General features: G+C 64.7%; 18 protein-coding genes. 6 read left to right on the forward strand and 12 right to left on the reverse strand.

Annotated features, from left to right (window positions below; all coding sequences use genetic code 11):
• Positions 1-11 precede the first annotated feature (11 nt).
• From LDB05_RS18865 to LDB05_RS18875, 3 genes are all read right to left on the reverse strand, one after another.
• Positions 12-611 carry an HdeD family acid-resistance protein gene (locus LDB05_RS18865; protein WP_226005514.1) on the reverse strand — a complete coding sequence of 200 codons (600 nt, stop codon included), beginning with the start codon at positions 609-611 and terminating at the stop codon, positions 12-14.
• A gap of 688 nt (positions 612-1,299) precedes the next feature.
• Positions 1,300-3,051 carry an archaeosine synthase subunit alpha gene (arcS, locus tag LDB05_RS18870; protein WP_226005515.1) on the reverse strand — a complete coding sequence of 584 codons (1,752 nt, stop codon included), beginning with the start codon at positions 3,049-3,051 and terminating at the stop codon, positions 1,300-1,302.
• A gap of 174 nt (positions 3,052-3,225) precedes the next feature.
• Positions 3,226-3,582 carry a TRAM domain-containing protein gene (locus LDB05_RS18875; protein WP_226005516.1) on the reverse strand — a complete coding sequence of 119 codons (357 nt, stop codon included), beginning with the start codon at positions 3,580-3,582 and terminating at the stop codon, positions 3,226-3,228.
• Positions 3,583-3,704: 122 nt separating this feature from the next.
• On the opposite strand from LDB05_RS18875, the gene LDB05_RS18880 reads away from it, so the two are divergent.
• The gene (locus LDB05_RS18880) at positions 3,705-4,178 is read left to right on the forward strand and encodes an Lrp/AsnC family transcriptional regulator (RefSeq protein ID WP_226005517.1); all 474 of its coding nucleotides are present in this window, start codon (positions 3,705-3,707) and stop codon (positions 4,176-4,178) included.
• Between the two features lie 170 nt (positions 4,179-4,348).
• Positions 4,349-4,669: a DdfA family disk-determining factor gene (ddfA, locus tag LDB05_RS18885; RefSeq protein WP_226005518.1), complete on the forward strand. Its 321-nt coding sequence runs from the start codon at positions 4,349-4,351 to the stop codon at positions 4,667-4,669.
• Positions 4,670-4,750: 81 nt separating this feature from the next.
• On the opposite strand, the gene tgtA is transcribed toward ddfA, so the two are convergent.
• Positions 4,751-6,226 (reverse strand): tRNA guanosine(15) transglycosylase TgtA, encoded by a 1,476-nt coding sequence (gene tgtA, locus LDB05_RS18890; protein WP_226005519.1) that lies wholly within the window; start codon positions 6,224-6,226, stop codon positions 4,751-4,753.
• Between the two features lie 348 nt (positions 6,227-6,574).
• Positions 6,575-7,540, reverse strand: a complete 966-nt coding sequence (locus LDB05_RS18895) for a hypothetical protein (RefSeq protein ID WP_226005520.1) — start codon at positions 7,538-7,540, stop codon at positions 6,575-6,577.
• Between the two features lie 172 nt (positions 7,541-7,712).
• On the opposite strand from LDB05_RS18895, the gene LDB05_RS18900 reads away from it, so the two are divergent.
• Positions 7,713-8,813 carry an archaeosine biosynthesis radical SAM protein RaSEA gene (locus LDB05_RS18900; protein ID WP_226005521.1) on the forward strand — a complete coding sequence of 367 codons (1,101 nt, stop codon included), beginning with the start codon at positions 7,713-7,715 and terminating at the stop codon, positions 8,811-8,813.
• Between the two features lie 57 nt (positions 8,814-8,870).
• Positions 8,871-9,035 carry a hypothetical protein gene (locus LDB05_RS18905; protein ID WP_226005522.1) on the forward strand — a complete coding sequence of 55 codons (165 nt, stop codon included), beginning with the start codon at positions 8,871-8,873 and terminating at the stop codon, positions 9,033-9,035.
• A gap of 10 nt (positions 9,036-9,045) precedes the next feature.
• Here LDB05_RS18905 and LDB05_RS18910 read toward each other — a convergent pair whose 3' ends face one another.
• From LDB05_RS18910 to LDB05_RS18925, 4 genes are all read right to left on the reverse strand, one after another.
• Complete coding sequence (locus tag LDB05_RS18910; protein ID WP_226005523.1) at positions 9,046-12,240, reverse strand: PAS domain S-box protein; 3,195 nt, start codon at positions 12,238-12,240, stop codon at positions 9,046-9,048.
• A gap of 117 nt (positions 12,241-12,357) precedes the next feature.
• On the reverse strand, positions 12,358-13,050 hold the full coding sequence (purQ, locus tag LDB05_RS18915) for a phosphoribosylformylglycinamidine synthase I (RefSeq protein ID WP_226005524.1): 693 nt from the start codon (positions 13,048-13,050) through the stop codon (positions 12,358-12,360).
• Positions 13,051-13,302: a phosphoribosylformylglycinamidine synthase subunit PurS gene (gene purS, locus LDB05_RS18920; protein WP_226005525.1), complete on the reverse strand. Its 252-nt coding sequence runs from the start codon at positions 13,300-13,302 to the stop codon at positions 13,051-13,053.
• A gap of 122 nt (positions 13,303-13,424) precedes the next feature.
• The gene (locus LDB05_RS18925) at positions 13,425-13,739 is read right to left on the reverse strand and encodes a HalOD1 output domain-containing protein (protein WP_226005526.1); all 315 of its coding nucleotides are present in this window, start codon (positions 13,737-13,739) and stop codon (positions 13,425-13,427) included.
• Positions 13,740-14,116: 377 nt separating this feature from the next.
• Between LDB05_RS18925 and LDB05_RS18930 the strand changes: the two genes are divergently transcribed.
• Complete coding sequence (locus LDB05_RS18930) at positions 14,117-15,067, forward strand: formyltetrahydrofolate deformylase (RefSeq protein WP_226005527.1); 951 nt, start codon at positions 14,117-14,119, stop codon at positions 15,065-15,067.
• Positions 15,068-15,109: 42 nt separating this feature from the next.
• On the opposite strand, the gene LDB05_RS18935 is transcribed toward LDB05_RS18930, so the two are convergent.
• From LDB05_RS18935 to LDB05_RS23660, 3 genes are all read right to left on the reverse strand, one after another.
• Positions 15,110-16,351 carry a sensor histidine kinase gene (locus tag LDB05_RS18935; protein WP_226005528.1) on the reverse strand — a complete coding sequence of 414 codons (1,242 nt, stop codon included), beginning with the start codon at positions 16,349-16,351 and terminating at the stop codon, positions 15,110-15,112.
• Between the two features lie 56 nt (positions 16,352-16,407).
• A complete protein-coding gene (locus LDB05_RS18940; protein ID WP_226005529.1) occupies positions 16,408-17,064 on the reverse strand; it encodes a helix-turn-helix domain-containing protein in 657 nt (218 codons plus the stop codon).
• A gap of 106 nt (positions 17,065-17,170) precedes the next feature.
• On the reverse strand, positions 17,171-17,341 hold the full coding sequence (locus tag LDB05_RS23660; protein WP_425498611.1) for a DUF7576 family protein: 171 nt from the start codon (positions 17,339-17,341) through the stop codon (positions 17,171-17,173).
• Positions 17,342-17,745: 404 nt separating this feature from the next.
• Here LDB05_RS23660 and LDB05_RS18950 point away from each other — a divergent pair, with 404 nt between their 5' ends.
• Complete coding sequence (locus tag LDB05_RS18950) at positions 17,746-19,053, forward strand: acetamidase/formamidase family protein (protein WP_226005530.1); 1,308 nt, start codon at positions 17,746-17,748, stop codon at positions 19,051-19,053.
• Positions 19,054-19,103: the final 50 nt, after the last annotated feature.

A 19,103-nucleotide genomic window follows, 5' to 3' on the forward strand; every position in this document is an offset into this window, starting at 1 on the left:
CGAGCCCGAGATCACGCGCCGCGGGGTTCGGTCGCGGGCGGCGTCACGTCGTCGATCGGTCGGGCGGCTACGGCGATGGCCACCATCGAGAGACCGGTCACGAGCAGGTTCGCGCCGACCAGAAGGCCGATCGCCCAGGCCGCGGTCGCCGGAAAGCCGACCCAGAGGAGTCCGGCGAGGGCGATCGCGACGACGCCGCTGACGGCGATCGACGTTCGGGCGGCCGACCCGGGCATCCGCATCGCCGTCGCGAGTTCGACGAGACCGTCGACGACCAGGTACACTACGAGCGCCAGCGTCAACGTGACGAGCGCGACGGCGGGTGCCGCGAGGACGGCCAGTCCGGCGAGCACCGAGACGATCGCGAGTGCCGTCTGCCAGATCGACCCGCGCCAGCCGCGCGCGGTGAACGCGTGCGCGCCGTGGACGAATCCGCCCACGACGAGGAGCAGTCCCAGCGCGAGCGATACCGACAGTCCGGTGACCGTCGGCGCGGCCATCGCCAGTAGCCCAATTAGCCCGACGATCCCGCCCGCGATCGCGAGGGGTCGCCATTCGTTCTCGAGAGCGTAGCCCTCGGCGTGTGCAGTGTTTGCAGAAATGCTGTTCATCGAACTCACCGATACTACGTACGTCGTCTCAGTATATAATACAAATGCGCGAATTGATAGTAAATCCGCGAAACGGACCGGTCCGAAACCGGGACGAATCGCAGCTTTCGGCCGGGTAGGAAGACGAATGGGACGAACGAAGCGAACGGACCGACCGGCGAATCGCGGCCGTTATTTCGGTCGGGGTGGCAGGTCGAGTCGTGACGGAGGAGAGCGACGACCACCGCGACTGTGAGCTCTGTGGCGCGCGTGTTCCGGCGGCCGTCTATCACGAACACTTGCTCAAGGAATGTCCGGGTCGGTGACGCCGTCCGTCGGACTCGCGCCGGCCGCCCGTGAATTCGGGAGAGCGATAGCCACGGTACTCGAGCGACCGACCGGCCCGACACCCCCGAATGCGGGACTGTGCTACCGACTGTAGCAGCGTTCCCCACCACTGCGCACGCTCGGTTTCGATCGGTTTCGGGACTCGAGAAACGGGAAAACACCTTTCCGACTCGTCGGAATCACAGCGAGACAGTGATGGGTGCGCTCTATACGAGAATCTGGCAGTGTCCCGTGTGCGGCCGGTCCGTCAACGGATTCGTGAACGGCGATCGGTGTCCGTCCTGTCGAACGACCGTCCTCGATCCGTCCGACGCCCGACGCGATACGGCCGAACGGTAGCCCCCGCCGGTGCCGAGGCGACTTATTTCTCGTCGACGTGGCGAATCTCGCAGGCGATCCCGCGCGTGCTCTCGGCCATTTCCCGACCGAACATCTCGGCGCGGCCGACGGCAAAGGCCTTCGGCCCCTCGACGATCACCTCGTCGCCGACGCGAATGTCCTCGTCGGCGTCGACGACGCCCGGCGCGAGCACGCTCCCGTGGGGAACGAAGCCGTCGATCTCGACGCGCTTCGTCGGGGCGTCGCTCTCGAGCCAGCGGCGCGCGCCTGCGAGCGTAAAGGACAGCGTCCCGTACTGTGGAACCATCGTCGCGAGCTGGGTGTCATCGGGATCGCGAACCTGAATCTTGGGATAGCGGCTGGTCGTCTGGATGTCGTCGAAGAGTTCGTCGCCGGCACCGTCGCCCAGCAGGTAGTCAGCGATCGCGCGGACGGTGTTGTGCTCGCGCTCGCGTTTGGAGTACTTCAGTTCGCCCGACAGCGCACTCGAGAGGTTGGCGAGCGACTCGTCGTCGGTCGGGTGTTCGTCGACCGTATAGGTGATATCCAGATCGAGGGCCGCCTCGACGCGCTCGACGATGTCGCGGTAGCCCTCGTCGGGAACGTGGGCGATGATCTCCGGATAGTCGTTGCGCTCGAGGTACCGTTGCAGGACCGTACTGACGAACCGTTTCTCGTCTTCCGACCATCGGCCCGTGACGACGGTGTCGTAGTGCTGGGCGGGGTAGGTCGTCTCGAGTTCCTGCGGGACGACGCCGATGGGACTCGTCATGGAGACGAGGTGGGCGCGCCACTGGATGGCGTCGTGGAACTGGCGGTGGCTCTGGGACTCGCTGTAGGGCTTGGCGGCCGAACAGGGGACGAGCACGAGCGGGTTCTGAAAGCGGTTGCGATACCGCGTCGTCACCCGGTCGGCGAAGCGCTGGATCTCGACCCGGCGGAGCGTGTCCGCGGTCGCGGCGTCGATCCGGGCGTCGCGGAGAATCGGCGTCCGTTCCTCGAGATACCCCCACTGCGAATCGAGTTCGCGCATGGCGGCGGTGAGCCACTGGTCGTGGCGGGCCTGGCCTTCGACGTAATCGCGGAGACGACCGTCGCGGATCCGACGGCGGACGATCGCCAGTTCGGATTCCAGGGCGTTGACGTTGTGGTCGGCGCAGTCCTCGCGGGTGAACTCCTCGCGGGGCTGCTGGCAGGCGGGGCACGAACAGGGGAGTTCCTCGAGGTCCTCGAGGAAGTACGCCTCGTCGGTCGTGAGGTAACGGCCTTCGGTGCCTTTCACGACGGCCGCGGTCTCGTCGAACAGGTCGACGCCGGCGTAGGCCAGCAGGGCGACGTTCCGCGGCGTCGCGACGCCGGAGAACAGCAGGGCGGTGTCGGCGGGAATCGCCTCGCGCACGTTCACGACGGCCTCGACCAGCGCCGCCCCGTGGCCCATCACGGACTGGACGTTCGAGACGGCGTAGGCGTCCGTCCCCTGATTCTCGGCGCTCTCGCTCGAGACGACCGCGACGCTGGGATACTCGACGTCGGGGGCGTCGACGGCGAACGACTCCCGGACTTCCTCGGCGGTGCCGCCGGGGAACGCCCGATGGGGCAGTACAGTGAGTTGCGACTCGTCACCTGCGGGGAGGTCGCGGTCGGCGCTCCAGAGCGAGCCCGCGTCCTCGAGGACGTCGTCGACGAGCGCGGGCGTCGTCACCGGCGAGGAGAGGCGGAGTTCGCCCACGCGCGCGGCCCCGTCGCGCTCGTGAACTTCGAAGTAGTCGGTCATACTCGATATGGCCGCGGCGGGCGAAAGAGGTTGTCGATAGCGGCCGCCCGACGCGCGGGCGCGGCGTTCGCTCGGGTTCGACGCGACGTCCGCACTCACCGCTGGCCGGTCGCGTGCCGGAGGAGCCGTTTCGGAAACGGTCGCGCGCTCGGAGAACCGCTCCGGAAACCCGAGTTACGCCCGCTCGAGGAAGGTCGCCGTCGCGGAGGTGTGTCCGCGGTTGAACGAGAGGACCTTGACCCGAATCACGTCCGTCGTCTCGCAGGCGTCCGGGACGTCCTCGACGAAGAGAACGAACCCTTCGACCTTGCCGACCGCCTGCCGCTCGCCGGAGTGGTGGTCGGTGAACTCGGTGATCGCGATCTCCTCGACGTCTCCGATATCGACCGGGGGATCGCGCTCCTGTGCCTCGTTGTGGCGTTCTCGCGATTGCCGTTCGGACGCGGAGCCGCCGCGAACGCGTTTGAACAGCCACGATCCGATCACCAGGACGACGAGGACGCCGCCGCCGAGTACTGCTGGCCCGAGCATACCGCAACCGGTTGTCGCCTGGGTCTTCGATGTTCCGATCCCGCCCGGCCGATCGACGGAGTCGCCCGCGGCATCGCTCGCCGAACCAGCAGGCGCTTGTCGCTCGGTCCCGATGGTCCGCCATGGATATCGAGCTCGACGAGGTCGACAGAGGGATCTTGCACCTCCTCCAGCAGGATGCGCGACACAATACCGCGACGGACATCGCCGCAGAAGTCGACGTCACGGCCAACACCGTCCGGAACCGTATCAGCCGACTCGAGGACGCGGGTATCATCAAGGGATACGTGCCCGTCATCGATTACGAGCGGACCGACAAGTCGATGCACATGGTGATTCAGTGTACGGTTCCGATCCACGAGCGGGGAGAACTGGCGGCGACCGCGCTGGCGGTCGACGGCGTCGTCGCGGTGCGGGAGGTGATGACGGGTCACCGAAACCTCCGAATCGACCTCGTGGCCGACGACACCGACGAGATCACGGCGGCAGTGAGTCGGCTGCAACGGCAGGGGATCGAAGTCGACGAACAGGAACTGCTCAAGGCGGAGTATCTGCAGCCGTTCGATCACTTCGGAGCCAGCGCCGCCGACGAGTGAGTCGTCGACCGGCCGTTCCCGCTCGACTATCCTCCCCGCTGCGCCACTTGAATAGAGAAAACGATGCAGAATGGGGTCGAAATTTAGGATAGATAAATACTGACTCTTATAATTTCGAAATCGTAGGTGTCGCCGCTACCCTTTTATATACTGGTCCGTTCGAGTACAGAGTGAACAAATCGTCAAGCGGATCCGTCGACAGCGGCACCGAACCAGTGAGCATTGCCGTCGTTACCGCCGCCGCGACGTATCGGAACGCGGATCCGACGGACTTGCCGCCGCTCTACGAGTGGGTCGACCCGGACGCGCTCGATGCCCTCTTCGCGCCGACCCAACGCGGCGGGTCCCGCGGCGGCCGCTTCGAGTTCACCTACGACGGCCTCCGCGTCGCCGTCGACTGTGCCGACGACGTGTCGATCACGATCGACGGGTCGCCGATCGTCGGAGCGATGGAGGTAGACGCCGGCAACGATTCGACGACGGGCGCGTAATCGACGGTCTATTAGTTTCCACGCGGTACCCGCGTCCGACTCTCCGGTCGAACCGACGAGACGGACGGCGACGGCCCGCGGTCACTCGGCAGTGAGATCGACGAGCGCGACGTCTCCGGGAACGCGCTCGAGGACGTCCGCCGGCCACCCCTCGTGAGCGAGGGTGAACGCGGCGTTCGGATTCGCCTCGACGAGGCGGGCGACGCCGTCGGCCGCGGCCTCGAGCGCGCTCCGATCCGTCCGCTTCGGAACTTCGGCGGTGAGCGGATAACTCTTCGAGAGCGCCCGCGGGAAGGGGCCGAAAGGTGGTTCGATCCGCCAGGAGTCGTCGAACTCCCCGTTTCGGGGTGCGTTGCCCTCGGTGAGCAGCAGGGAGTCGGGGACGGACAGCCGCTCGAGGCGCTGGTGGTGACGGACGACTTCGGGCCGGCGAGCGCTCTCGTGGGAGGTGTAGAAGAACGACCCCTTCGAGACGGGATCCGAGCGCTCGAGTTGCGCGGCGTGATCGAGCAGCGTGCGGTAGCCGTCGAGCATCGTCGGGTGGGCGCGGGCGCGTTGCTCGACGAGCTCGAGCAGGTTACCGGCGCGGATCGCCTGTTTGATCCGTCTGATCTCGGCGAAGGTGACGTGGAGGTTGTGGGCGGCGAGTTCGGATTCGCGCTCGCCGTCGGGGAGGGCACGGAGATCGTCGGGCGAGTACTCGGTACAGACGGCACAGGAACAGGGGAGATAGTCGAGGTCGTCGAGGGCGCGGGTTCCCCGGACCGTCAGGTAGCGGTCGTCGCGCGCGTACAGCGCGTAGGCCGCCGAATCGAAGAGGTCACAGCCCATCGCGACCGCGAGCGCGAACATCATGGGGTGGCCGGCACCGAAGAGGTGGACGGGTGCGTCGGCTCCGAGCCCGCGCTTGGCGGCGGCGACGACGTCGATCATGTCGTCGTACCGGTAGTCGTTCATCAGCGGGACGACCGCACCGACGGGGAAGACGTCGAGGTCGGTCCCGTCGGCGTGGCGCCCGGCCCGCTCGCGGAGGTCCGGGTAGGTCGACCCCTGAACGGGCGCGCTGACGAGCATGTCGCCCGTGTCGGCGGCCTCGGCGATCTCGAGTCGCTCCTGTGTGGTCTCGAGGTCGCTCTCGGCGCGTTCGTGAGAGACGTCCGGCGGCGTCGGGATGTCGACGGGCGTGGCGATGTCGGAGCCGATCTCGCGCTGGAAGTCGAGGATTTCCTCGGTCGTGACGTCGATCTCGCCGTATTCGGAGAGCTGGAAGGAGCCGGAGTCGGTCATGATCGCGCCCGGGAAATCGAGCAACTCGTGTAGGCCCTCCTCGAGGGCTCGTTCCCGGAGCTCGTCGTCGCCGTGGATGATATAGGAGTTCGTGATGAGGATCTCCGCGCCGAACTCCGAGGCAAGCCGGCGTGGGCTGATCGTGTCCAAGTTCGGGTTGATGACAGGCAACAGCGCCGGGGTTTCGACGGTGGTGTCCGCACGGGGGACGGTAAGCTCCCCGATGCGGCCGCCAGCGTCGGTGTCCCGGACTTCGAAAGATTCGCGCATTGACTCTGGGTTGGACCGTCGGACGTAAGTCGTGACGGTTTCGTCCGAAGTGGTTGCGATTCATATCATCTATACAGCTATATTCCCTTTCGGGAGAACCGCTCTTGATCGACGAAACTGCCGGTCGATAGTCCCTAATCGATAACAGGCAAACCGAGTTGCGGCATAGAGTCACGGTATCGAGACGATCGTATTCGGTGTCTGAACAGAGATGAATCGGCACACATATGCAAAATTAGAGCTGCAGTGACTCGAAAGAGTCGGATCCGAGAACGGCCTGTCTCGATACTCGGACCGAACCGGTTGGTCGTTCACTCGCGGATAGTAGCACCGAAGCGTCGGCTAGAGTTATTCTTCCGGTCTAAAGCTATCGTTTATCTGGGCACTCACGCCTTCACTATTCTCCACGCGAAGCGTGAACGTGTGTAGGACGTCGGTCTCCCAGTTTTCTTCGATGACTTCCCCGGACCGCTCGAGTTCCCCGATCTTGTTCTCGTTTTCATATTTCCTGATAGACCAATCGTAGCTCTCGATGGTGCCAACGGGCGTCGTCGACTCGCTTGCGTCCAGTTTTATCGGATTCTGTGGGGTAACCTCGTCCGGATAGATGTTGACCACCGGATTCGGTGCGTCGGGATTTTCTTGTGGCGTAATCTCTATTCTGTCCCGGTCGGTGTTACCGGCTGAATTGGTGACTTCGAGTCCAACTTGCCACTTATCTCCCTCTGAGAGGCCTTCTTCGTACGTCTCGCCGGAACTGATCGGGGAATCGTCGAAGAGAGGCTCGGAGTTCCTGGAGGTGTTTCGGACGTACCAATCGTAGCTCTCGATTTCGCCGGAGGGAGTAGTAGATTCGCTCGCGTCGAACGTAATGGGATTATACACTGGGTCCTGCGGCGAGAATTCGAAGTTTGCGGTCGGAACTGGGTCGCTCGGTTCTTGATCCTGGATCTGACCGCTTTTGCTCACGTACGTGGATTCTCCGTTGGATTGGTTGACTGTGAGATACGCCGTGTACTCCCCGGCCTCTTCGAACGTGGTCGAGACCCTTCGTCCGGTGTACTGTTCGAAGCCGCTCGGGCCGACGATAACCCAATCGTACTCTGCGAACGCCCTCGTGCAAGTAAACGACGTCTCTTTTCCGGTTTCCGGCTGAGAAGGATCGACTGCGATCGTTATCTCGGCACTCGCTGCACTGGCTGTACCATTTGCACCAATTAACGCAGCTGCACCGGTCCCGAAGGCCGCGAGCGCACCGCGTCGAGTCGTTAGCTTGTTTCCTGGACTATTTCCGTTCGTGTTGTCTTCAGACATCAACTAGTAGCGACAGCCCACGGATAGTAATATTAATCATTTCTATCGATATTACATCATAATCTGTCACTCGAATATTCATTGAGCACTCGTACTCAATGAGAGACGTCCTCACGGCTCTGCCCGCGCAGGGACGACGGGTCTTTACCGATCGGGCGGCTATCGAGCGATAATGAGTAAACCCACGCCCGAGGTCTACGAGCAGGGCAAGGGCATGGACGCCCACAATCAGGCGATGCGGGAGATCCGCTCGCGGAAGGAGGCCAGTTACGACCCCCACGAGCCCACGCGCGTCTGGCTCGACGAAGACAACACCCCCGACGGCGTCAAGTCGAGTCTGACGATCATCCTCAACACCGGCGGCTGCCGGTGGGCCCGCGCCGGCGGCTGTACGATGTGTGGCTACGTCGCCGAAAGCGTCGACGGCGGCTCCGTGACCCACGAGGCCCTGATGGACCAGATCGACGTCTGTCTCGCACACGAGGCCGACAACGCCGAGGAACCCGCCGACCTCATCAAGATCTACACCTCCGGCTCGTTCCTCGACGAGCGGGAAGTCGGCGCGGAGAGCCGCCGGGCGATCGCGGACACCTTCGCCGACCGCGACCGGATGGTCGTCGAGTCCCTGCCCGACTTCGTCGACCGCGAGAAGATCGGCGACTTCACCCGGCACGGCATCGACACGGACGTCGCGATCGGCCTCGAGACCGCGACCGACCGCGTGCGCCACGACTGCGTGAACAAGTACTTCGACTTCGCGGACTTCGAGGACGCCTGCGAGGAAGCAGCCACCGCCGACGCGGAGGCAGGTGACGACGTCGAGGCCGGTATCAAGGCCTACCTCCTGATGAAGCCGCCCTTCCTCACCGAGTCCGAGGCCGTCACGGACATGATCTCGTCGATCGAGCGCTGTGCCGACGTCGACGGCTGTCACACCGTCTCGATGAACCCCTGCAACGTCCAGCGCTACACGATGGTCGACGACCTCTACTTCAACGACGGCTACCGACCGCCGTGGCTCTGGTCGGTGGCACACGTCCTCGAGGAAACGGCGGACGTCGACGCCATCGTCGTCTCGGATCCGGTCGGCCACGGCTCCGATCGCGGGCCGCACAACTGCCAGGAGTGTGACGACCGCGTCCAGAAGGCGATCAAGGACTTCGACCTGCGGCAGGATCCCACGGTCTTCGAACAGGTGTCCTGCGAGTGCGAGCTGACGTGGGAGACGGTCATGGAGCACGAGCGGAGTTTCAACCAGCCGCTGACCCGATAGCGTCACGCTGTGAGTGCCGGGAGTACGTACTTCACTCCCGTCGCGGTAACGGGCGACATGGGACTACCGTCCTACTCCGAGTACTGGAACGAACTCGAGCCCGCGGTGGTGATCCTCGTCGGATTCCTCCTGTTCGTCTTTCCCGAACCAGCGACGTCCGCGCTGGGGGCGGGGCTCATGCTGCTCGGTGCGAGCTGGTGGTTCTACGAGTGGGGCCGTTGAGAAGCCGTCCCTAATCGCTCGTCGCCGGCTCGTCCGAGGCCGATCCGATCGACTCCGCGTCGGCTCGGGGGACCTCGAGCGTGACGACGGTACCGCGGGGATCGTTGTCGCTGAACGACAGGTGGCCGCCCGCCTGGGTGACGACCCAGTTGACGAGCCAGAGGCCGAGCCCGCTCGCGTGGCGAAGCTGCGTGATCTCGCGGTCGCCCTCGAGCAGTTCCCGTTCCTCGTCGGGCATTCCGGGTCCGTCGTCGGCGATCGCCACCGTCAGTGACTCGTCGTCGGGACCGTCACGCAGCGTGACGTCGATGGTCGGTCGCGGTCGGTCATTGTGTTCGACGGCGTTCTCGAGGACCTGGAAGAGGGCCATCTGGAGGTACTCGTCGGCTCGGGCGAAGCGTCGGTCCGGGAGCGATGCGGTGACCTCGACGTCGGGGTGAGCGGTTTCGAGGCGGGAGATCGCCCGTTCGATGGCGTCGGCGAGGTCGATCGGGCCTGCCGCGACCCCCTCGCGGTCGAGGACCCGCTCGACGGCGCGCGTCTTTTCCGCGAGACCGATGAGTTCGTTCGTTCGGCCCCGAATGGTTTCGACGTGCTCCTGCCCATCGTCGTCGACGGTGTCCGCGAGCAGCTCCGCACAGCCGTCGATGATATTCATCCCGTTTCGCAGGTCGTGGCGCAGGACGCGGTTGAGGATCTCGAGGCGTTTCTGTCGTTGTTTCTGTGCAGTGATGTCGGTGTAGAGCCCGAAGGCGCGATCCGACGAGCCGTCCGTCTCTATCGGGACGACCCGAAGTCTGAAATCGCGCAATCCGTCCGCCGTTTGCCGTTTGACTTCCGCCTCGCCGATTTCGCCGTGACTGCCCCGACGGTTGAGCGTGTCGGCCTCGGTCGTTCTGTCGGGTGGCACGATGAAGTCGTCGAGCGGTTCGCCGACGAGTTCCGCCTCGTCGAACCCGAAGATCCGTTCGAACGCGGGGTTGACGTCCTCGGTGATCGGACCGTCCTCGAGCCGACTGACGCTGACGACGGCGTCGGGGACGTTCTCGAACAGCGCCACGAATCGATCGCGTTCGGTTCGCAGGCGCTTTTCGAACTCGATTCGATCGAGCGCGTCGGTGACGTGGGAGAGCAGCAGTTCCGCCAGGTCGGTGTCGGCCGGCGTAAATGCCGACGGCTCCGTGGAAACGGCCTGAAACACGCCGCGATCGTCGATCGGGACGCTCAGTACCGATCTGAGCCCGTCGACTTTCGGTGCCGCGTCGTCGTCGGCGAGGATGTCGTCGACCCGGTACGGCTGCTGCGTGCGATAGGTCTTGCCGGCGATCCCATCGCCGATCGGCATCTCTTCATCGAGGTCCACATCGAGCGTGGACGAAATGGCCTGCTTGACGAGGTACTCTCCGCGGACGCTGTCGACGCAACAGACGTCGAAATTGAGCACGTCTTCGGCGGCTTCCACGGTTTCCTCGTAGACTTCCTCGCGGGTCGTACAGTCGTCGAGTCGGGAGGCGACCTCGTGAAGGGCTTCGATCTTCGCCTTCCTGTCGACGAGCTTTCGCTCCATCCGTTTTCGGTCGCTGATGTCGCGGGCGATGCCGACGGTCCCCTCGATCTCGCCGTCGGACCGCAACAGCGCCATGTTGACCTCGCCCGGTGTCCGTTCGCCGTCGGGCCCGGTCAGCGTGACCTCGTACGTCGCGACTCGTTGCTCGTCGTCGTCGACGAGCGCCTGAACCTGCCGTTGCCCGCGTTCGAGGCTCTCGTCCGTGAGGATCTTCGAGACGTGTTCGCCGAGGAGGTCGTCGCGGTCGTAGTCGATCTCCCCCATCCTGGTATCATTGACGGTGACGAACCGGCCGTCGCTGTCGAGCTGGTAGACGCAGTCGCCGACCGCCTCGACGACGGTCTTCGTCCGCTCGAGTTCGCGTTCGCGCGCCGCCCGATCGAGCGCCGCTTCGGCGGTCGACGCGAGGACGTGGAGCAGGTGGATCTCGGCGTCGCCGAAGGTCTCGTCGCCCGACGCTGCGACGGTAAACAGCCCGTGATCGCCCAGCGGCTGGAAGAGTACGTTCCCGATTTCGGTCTCGACGTCGTAGGGAATGCGCTCCATCGGGACGTTCTCCACGATGGTCGGCATTTGATCCGCGTAGGCCTCCCAGAAGATGGTGCTTCCCGGGCCGACCGACGGGATCTCGTCGGTGTGTTCGTCGAACGTCGTCGTGGTACTCGCAAGCTCGAGCGTCTCGCTGTCCTCGTCGTAGAGCCGGATCCCGGCGAGGGACTGATCGAGTACGTCCTCGGTCGCCGTCATCACGATGTCCGCGATCTCGTTGGCGGACTCGGCTCGCAGTAACTCCTGGGTCGTCTCCTGAAGCGCTTCGAGCGCGCTCGCCCGCGTGTGTTCGTCAGTGACGTCCCGGACGAACGAGAGGACGCTGACGACGTCGCCGTCGTCGTCGACGAGCGGCGTGTTCACCCACTCGCAGGTGATCGTCGTGCCGTCCTTGCAGACGTTCGGATTGACCCAGCAGACCGAGTCGCCGTCGACGATCCGGTCTCGCCACTGGAGAACGGTGTCGCGGTCGTGTTCGGGAACGATCAGCTCGAAGGCGGAGTCGCCGATCGCCTCGTCGGCGGTATACCCGAACAGCTCGGTCGCCGCCGAATTCCAGTCTCGGATTTCGTACTCGAGGGTCCACTCGACGACCGCGAGCGGCAACCGGTCGACGAACGACTCGAGGCGATCCGTCGGATCGGCCGTCGATTCCGAAAGTGTCGCGTCGGTAACCGACGGGCCGGTTGCGGGTGTGTCCGCAGATCGGTCGCCGGACGAGCGGTCGGCGGTCAATTCGCGTAGTCGCTTCGTCAGCGTTTCGACGCCCTCCGAGCGGGGAACGTAGCCGTCGGCCCCCGCGGCGACGACCGCACCCGCAAGCGCTTCGCTGCCGTCCGCGGGGTAGACGACGATCGGATTCTCGACGCCGCGGTCCCGAATCGTTCGACAGCATTCGACGGGATCCGTGTCGGATCGCGTGTCCCCGATCACGACGCAGTCGTCGCTCGAGAGCGTCTCGAGACATGCGTCGGCCGTCTCGACGACGTCGACGGTGGTGTGCGTTCCATCGAGAACGCGTTCGACAGCCCCTCCCGAGCCGGAATCGACCGCGACGATCCGGGTCGTCGGTCCGATATTCGTGCCCATCCCCTGTATTCAGTCGGTGACGAGGAGTCCCGGCACTATTACTCTTCGACTCGACTCACGAACTGAGTCGTCCACGTTTTCCGAGCAGTTGTCTCTGGATAAAAGTCGTATGGAGGCTTAGACGCCGGTTTCTTCCGATTCGAAGCCGCGGAGAACCCCCTGTCCGTCGGTCGGGCCGATGTCGGGCAAGGTCGCGCGTTCGGGGTGGGGCATCAACACCGCGACGGACTCGCGGTCGCCGAGGACGCCGGCGACGCTGTGCTTGGAGCCGTTCGGGTTCGCGTCCGGGCTTGTTTCGCCGTGTTCGTCACAGTACCGAAAGAGGACGCGGCCGTCGTCCTCGAGTTCGGCCAACCGCTCGTCGTCGATCTCGTAGCGGCCTTCGCCGTGTGCGATCGGGACCTCGATGACCTCGCCCTCGTCGTAGTGGGCGGTCCAGGGCGTGTCGTCGCGCTCGACGCGCAGGTAGACGTGCTCACACTGGAAGCGCGCGCTCTCGTTGGTCGTGAACGCGCCCTCGGTCAGCCCCGACTCGCAGCCGACCTGGGCGCCGTTACAGACGCCGAGCACGGGGACGCCGTCGGCCGCGGCCTCGCGGACCTCGGCCATGATCGGCGAGCGGGCCGCCATCGCTCCAGCCCGAAGATAGTCCCCGTAGGAGAACCCGCCGGGGAGGACGACGCCCGTCGTGTCGTCCGGAAGCCCGTCCTCGTGCCAGACGATCTCGGCGTCGATGTCGAGGTGTGTCAGGGCGCGTTCGGCGTCGCGGTCGCAGTTCGAGCCGCCGAAGCGGATGATCGAAACCGTCATCTACCGTTCGGCGACCTCCACGTCGTAGTCGTGGATGGTCGGGTTCGCCAGCAGCCGTTCGGCCATCTCGTCGGCGCGCTCGCGTGCGCCGTCCGCGGAGTCTGCCTCGAGGTCGACCTCGAACCGGTCGGCCGACCGCAGGTCCTCGAGGTCGAAGCCCAGCCGCTCGAGGGCCTGTTTCGTGGTCTCGGCCTCGGGGTCCAGGACGCCCCGCTTGAGTCGAACCGTCACCGTCGCGGTGTAGGCGGTCATTACCTGTTACCCCGTAACCGTGCTCAAAAACGCTTTCGCCTTGGCTCCGTAATACACGTTCGTGGATATTCAGGGGGACCGTCCACGCAGCGGTTTCGAGCCGGCTGCCCGCTGCCGGCCGATCACGGCGCTGGTGCGACGACGATGTCTCCCGTCGCGTGAACGGTGATCGTGTACCCGTCCAGCTGGAACGATACCTGCCCGGTGTTTCGGGCCACGGTGTCCCTCGTCGGCGCGAAGAGGGCCTCGAGGCTTTCGGGATCGATCCGGTCGTAGAGTCGCTCGACGTCGGTCGGGTCGCGTCCGGAGAGTTCCGCGACCGTCGAGACGATCGTGTTCGTCAGCGAATCGGTGCCCGCCCAGTCGTGTGAGACGAACGCCGTCTTCCGTTCGCGATCGATTCGTGATCGGCCGTGGTCGTCGTGAGTTGCCGTCATTGTGTTCACCTATCGGCTGGCGACTGTCACGCTGCGTGACTGAACGCTCGTACCACAGTCCGGCGTATAAAACCCTGTCAGACACATTACATCCGTTTGTAGGACAAAATAAAGGTGTCTCGGGGACGGGCGGGTGGTCGATCACGAGCGTCCGTCATACGCCTCTCGCGGACGACCGCCGACCGGCTTCCGAGCCGAAATCGAAGTGATCGCCACCTTCATTGCGTTCGGAATACAAATTTACGCATGAATTCGACACACAATGAACGTAGTGCGGGCGATTCTCACGCGTCTCTCCGGAAAGCAGGACTTTTAGCCGCCCGTGGACTGCAATCCGTCGTGATGAATCGATATTCGCTCGAGCGGAGGTGGCAGCGGTGACGACCGACGTGACGGAAATCACGGTGATCGGAGACGACGACACCGGGCTGGTCGCCAACGTGACCAGCCTCCTGTTCGAGCGCGGGATCAATATCGAGGACCTCGACCAGGCGGTCCGCGACGGCGTCTTCCGGATGTACCTCGCCGTCGACACCTCCGAGATGGTCTGTACGGAGGCGACGCTTCGCGAGGACCTCAACGAACTCGGCGAGGACCTCGGGCTGGACGTCCAGGTTAGGTTCCCCGCCGACCGCGAGACCCAGCAGATCGCCGTCCTCGTCACGAAGGAGAGCCACTGCCTCGAGGCGCTGTTCGAGGCCTGGGCCAACGACGAACTCGGCGCGGACATCGGGGTGGTCATCGGCAACCACGACGACCTCCAGCCGCTGGCCGAGCACTACGACGTGCCCTTCCACGACATCGGCGACGAGGGCGGGCAGCAAAACGAGGAGCGGCTCCTCGAACTCCTCGCGGAGTACGACGTCGACCTGATCGTCCTCGCGCGGTACATGCGCATCCTCAGTCCGAACGTCGTCTTCCGCTACGAGGATCGCATCATCAACGTCCACCCCTCCCTGCTGCCGGCGTTCCCCGGCGCGGAGGCCTACCGGCAGGCCGTCGAGGAAGGGGTTCGGGTCGCGGGCGTCACCGCCCACTACGTGACGACCGACCTCGATCAGGGGCCGATCATCACCCAGCGCGCGTTCGACGTCCCCGACGACGCCGACCTCGAGGAGATGAAACGCCGCGGGCAGCCCCTGGAGGCCGACGCCCTGCTCGAGGCCGTCCAGTTGCACCTGAACGGCGACGTCTCGGTCCACCGCGGTCGGACCTCGGTCCGAGAGAACGGCGCTCAGTACCAGCTCGGCCTGCCCGACGAGATCGAGGAGTTCACCCCCGATCGGCCGGTCGACGGGATCGGCAGCGCGGTCGCCGAGGATCGGTAATCTCCCGCCAGCGATCGATCGATCCGCCGTTCTGTTCGACCGTCACTTTCGGGCCGTCGCATTCGTTCTCTCGGGCGGAGTGACGACACCGGACGCGTCGGCGGAGTCGTCACAGTGCGGAAATACGACGAAAAACGTCGATCCCGCTCCGGCTTCCGATTCGACCCGGATTTCCCCGTCGTGGCGCTCGACGATCCGCTTGCACAGCGCCAATCCGATTCCCGAACCCCCCTGTTCCTCGATCGAGTGACAGCGTTGAAAGATCTCGAAGATCCGATCGGTATCGTCGGCATCGATACCGATTCCCTCGTCGCGAACCGAAATCGTCCACTCGCTCCCATCCCGCGTCGCCGACACGTGTATCCGCGGGGGTTCGTCGCCGCTGTAATCGATCGCATTGCTCACCAGATTCTGGAACAGCTGCTGGAACTGTCGTCCGTCTCCCTCGACGGTAGGCAACGGCTCTCGCGAGATCTCGGTGTCGGTCTCGTCGATCTTGAACTGCAGATCGGTGAGGACGTCGTCGAGGACGGCCTCGAGATCGACGGCTTCGAAGGAATCGCCCTGGGTTTCGACCCGGGAATACTCGAGCAAGCCGTCGATCATCGCACGCATGCGGTCGGCGCCGTCGACGGCGAATTCGATGAACTCCGTGCAATCGTCGTCGAGTTCGTCGCCGTACCGATTGTCGATGAGTCGCAGATAGCTCGTCACCATCCGGAGCGGCTCCTGTAAGTCGTGCGAGGCGGCGTACGCGAACTGCTCCAGCCGATCGTTCGAGTCTTCCAGTTCGGTGACCGCCTCCTCGAGGCGCTCTTCGGTTCGTTTCAGTTGGTCGTTTCGCGCCTCGAGGACTTCGGCCTGAATGAGCGTCTGGGCCTCGTAGACGCCGATCCCCAGTCCCGCGATCGTGCCGATCGCCAGCAGGACCGCCTGCGTCCCGAACGTGAAGTCGACGGTGACGCCGGGATGGAGCACGCGCAGGACGAGCACGACGGCCATGACGACGACGCCACCGACGGCCCGCGTCACGATGCGGGGATAGAACCTGACCGGAATGTCGCTGCCGGGTAACCAGAGCCAGATGTACAGGAGGACGGCTCCGAGAGAGCCGATCAGAACGAAATCGAGGATAGCTTCCAGGAGGATGCCGCTACTGCTCAGGGTGTGGATCGATTTCCAGATCGCGCCGAGGAGAATCACGATCCCGAGCGCGGGAACGACGCGGTGCCAGCGGCTCAGCCTACTCAGATACGATTCGAATCCGCTGGAATTCCCTACCACTACGTCTCATACGAGCGGCGAGACGGTTCAGGTGAGATTTTTAGTATACAACATACTTAAATAGATTCCTCGGATTTGGCGAGCGCCTCGCCAAGAACTCGATCGATACCGCGCCGGAGCCGAGACGCGACCGCCTGCTGCGTGATGCCGAGTTCGTCGCCGAGCTCCGCCATCGTCACGTCCCGCGGCGAATTGAAGTAGCCGCGATCGTATGCGAGGCGCAGCGCCTCCACCTGTGGGTCGGTCAACGCCGCCTCGGTCGCCGTCTCGATCGGCATGAGCGCGTTGAGCTTCGTCAGCGTGATCGGAACGCCGTCCTCTCGACAGCGTTTCTGAAAGACGGCGATGTCGCTCTGATCGTCTCCGCGGACGTCGAACGTCCACTGCCGGTTCGTCCCGACCGCCCTGACGAGCGGAATCGCCGTCTCCGTCAACGCGCTCAGAACGCCCTCGTACTCTCGGGACCACTCGACGCGAAACAGGTATTCGTCCGCGACGGAATCGACGAGTTCGATCCGTTTCACGCCCGGATGGTCGGTAAACGTGCGCTCGATGTCGTCGACTCGAGTCCCCCGAACCCAGACGTACGGCACCACCACGTTTCGGGCCGGGATGACCCGCTCGAGTTCGACCGTCACGTCCGGGAGCCGGTCGAACACGCTCCCCAGCGGAAACCGGTCGGACGGAACGGTAAACGTCGCTTCGGTGGCCATCGTTCGACCGCTACGCCCGCTCGGTAAAGCCCTGTTCGGGGGCGTCACCCGAGATGGGGCGCGAACCAGTCCACGGCGCGGTCGGCGCAACGCCGTCGAACGGTCGTCAGGCCGAATTCGACGACTCCCACTGCTCGCGGCAGTCGTCGCTACAGAAGTGTCGGTAGACGGTCTCGGCGTCTTCGACCGACGTCACGACGCGCTGTTCGGAAGACGGTCCTACGGGATCGCCACAGGATCGGCAGTCGGGTGAGTCCTCGTCCGTCGAATCAGTCATTGGGTGACAGGTGGGACGAGACCCACTTGAACGAATCCATTGCGGCGTATTCGGCCACCCTTCCCAAAACTGGACGCTTACCGCGCAAGCGGTGGACAATAGGCCGAACGCGGCTCGATCCTCGACTGTCGGGAACTCGAGCCCGTCGTCGCGATCGCTCGACACCGATCGGACGTTCTCCCGGCCGATCGTCACGCCCTCGAAGAGTGGAGTCCGCTCATCGATGAGCCGGGATTTCAGGTCCGGCGACTCGCCGGCCGTCAGCGCGACCGCGAGCGCGTCGGTGAACGGCGACTCGAGCATAATTTCACGCCGAACTGCCGTTCGTTCGAGACGGTATCCCGCTCATCATCGGTTCCGTGAACAGCACCCTTATCGCTGCCAGCGACGAACCACGATATGGTATGGCACAACGAGAAGTCCAACAGGAGTTGTCCGTCGACCAGTACACGCTCGGCCTCGTCGGTCCCGATCAGGAGTGGGCGGGAACCGTCGCGGACGGCGGCACGATTCGGACGTACACCCCGCCGGGCTGTTGGGGGCCGATGGTCACACCAGAATTCCACGGCGGCCACGAGGTCACGCGACCGATCCGGGTCGAAGGAGCGGAGGTCGGCGACGCCGTCGCGCTCCACATTCGAGACGTCGACGTGACGAGCATGGCGACGAGCACGGGATCGATGGACGAGCGCGAGGGGGCCTTCGGCGACGATCCGTTCGTCGATCACCGCTGTCCGGAGTGTGGCACGGAGTGGCCCGACTCCGTCGTCGAGGGCACTGGCCCGGAATCGATCAAGTGCGCCGAGTGCGGCGCGAACGCCTCCTCCTTCGGCTTCGAGTACGGCTACACCGTCGCCTTCGACGACGACAACACCGTCGGGATCACTCTCGACGAGGACGCCGCCCACGAGCTCGCGAAAGACGCCGACGAGGTGATGGACATCCCCGAGAACTCCCGCCAGCACCCCATCCTGCTGTACGAACCCGGCGAGATGCCCGGCACGCTGGGTCGGCTGCGCCCGTTCATCGGAAACATCGGGACGACGCCGCCGGTCACGATGCCCGACTCGCACAACGCCGGCGACTTCGGTCAGTTCCTCATCGGGGCCGAGCACGACTACGGCGTCGACAGCGAGGACGACCTCGAGGCCCGGACTGACGGCCACATGGACATCCCGCAGGTCCGGCCCGGCGCGACCCTGATCTGTCCCGTCAAGGTCGACGGCGCAGGGATCTACGTCGGCGACCTGCACGCCAATCAGGGCGACGGCGAGCTCTCCCTGCACACGACCGACGTGAGCGGATCCGTCACGATGGACGTCGAGGTCATCGAGGACCTCGAGCTCGACGGACCGGTCCTCCTGCCGCCCGAGGAGGACCTGCCGTTCATCAGCGAACCCTACAGCGACGAGGAGCGCGAGGCGGGCCGCGAACTCGGTGCCGAGCACGACGTCGACGTCGAAACCGATATGGGCCCGATCCAGGTCGTCGGCTCCGGCGCGACGGTCAACGACGCCACGCAGAACGCCTTCGACCGCGCGACGAAACTGCTCGACATGACCGAGGGCGAGGTCCGCTCGCGGTGTACGTTCACCGGCGGCGTCCAGATTGGCCGCCTCCCCGGCGTCGTCCAACTCGACATGCTCGCGCCGATGGCCGTCCTCGAGGACCGCGGCATCGACCACCTGGTGCGCGAGCAGTACGATCTGTAGGCACACTGGCCTCCTTCTTTTGCGGTGGCGCGCGCTGTGGCGCGGTGAGC

The sequence above is a fragment of the Natrinema salinisoli genome (assembly GCF_020405205.1).
In the GTDB taxonomy this organism is placed as follows: Archaea; Halobacteriota; Halobacteria; order Halobacteriales; family Natrialbaceae; genus Natrinema; species Natrinema salinisoli.

Bases quoted from the DNA above. Each gene is read 5' to 3' on its own strand.
- LDB05_RS18865 (WP_226005514.1), bottom strand. From the start codon at position 611: ATGAACAGCATTTCTGCAAACACTGCACACGCCGAGGGCTACGCTCTC.
- arcS (WP_226005515.1), bottom strand. From the start codon at position 3,051: ATGACCGACTACTTCGAAGTTCACGAGCGCGACGGGGCCGCGCGCGTG.
- LDB05_RS18875 (WP_226005516.1), bottom strand. From the start codon at position 3,582: ATGCTCGGGCCAGCAGTACTCGGCGGCGGCGTCCTCGTCGTCCTGGTG.
- LDB05_RS18880 (WP_226005517.1), top strand. From the start codon at position 3,705: ATGGATATCGAGCTCGACGAGGTCGACAGAGGGATCTTGCACCTCCTC.
- tgtA (WP_226005519.1), bottom strand. From the start codon at position 6,226: ATGCGCGAATCTTTCGAAGTCCGGGACACCGACGCTGGCGGCCGCATC.
- LDB05_RS18895 (WP_226005520.1), bottom strand. From the start codon at position 7,540: ATGTCTGAAGACAACACGAACGGAAATAGTCCAGGAAACAAGCTAACG.
- LDB05_RS18900 (WP_226005521.1), top strand. From the start codon at position 7,713: ATGAGTAAACCCACGCCCGAGGTCTACGAGCAGGGCAAGGGCATGGAC.
- LDB05_RS18905 (WP_226005522.1), top strand. From the start codon at position 8,871: ATGGGACTACCGTCCTACTCCGAGTACTGGAACGAACTCGAGCCCGCG.
- LDB05_RS18910 (WP_226005523.1), bottom strand. From the start codon at position 12,240: ATGGGCACGAATATCGGACCGACGACCCGGATCGTCGCGGTCGATTCC.
- purQ (WP_226005524.1), bottom strand. From the start codon at position 13,050: ATGACGGTTTCGATCATCCGCTTCGGCGGCTCGAACTGCGACCGCGAC.
- purS (WP_226005525.1), bottom strand. From the start codon at position 13,302: ATGACCGCCTACACCGCGACGGTGACGGTTCGACTCAAGCGGGGCGTC.
- LDB05_RS18925 (WP_226005526.1), bottom strand. From the start codon at position 13,739: ATGACGGCAACTCACGACGACCACGGCCGATCACGAATCGATCGCGAA.
- LDB05_RS18940 (WP_226005529.1), bottom strand. From the start codon at position 17,064: ATGGCCACCGAAGCGACGTTTACCGTTCCGTCCGACCGGTTTCCGCTG.
- LDB05_RS23660 (WP_425498611.1), bottom strand. From the start codon at position 17,341: ATGACTGATTCGACGGACGAGGACTCACCCGACTGCCGATCCTGTGGC.
- LDB05_RS18950 (WP_226005530.1), top strand. From the start codon at position 17,746: ATGGCACAACGAGAAGTCCAACAGGAGTTGTCCGTCGACCAGTACACG.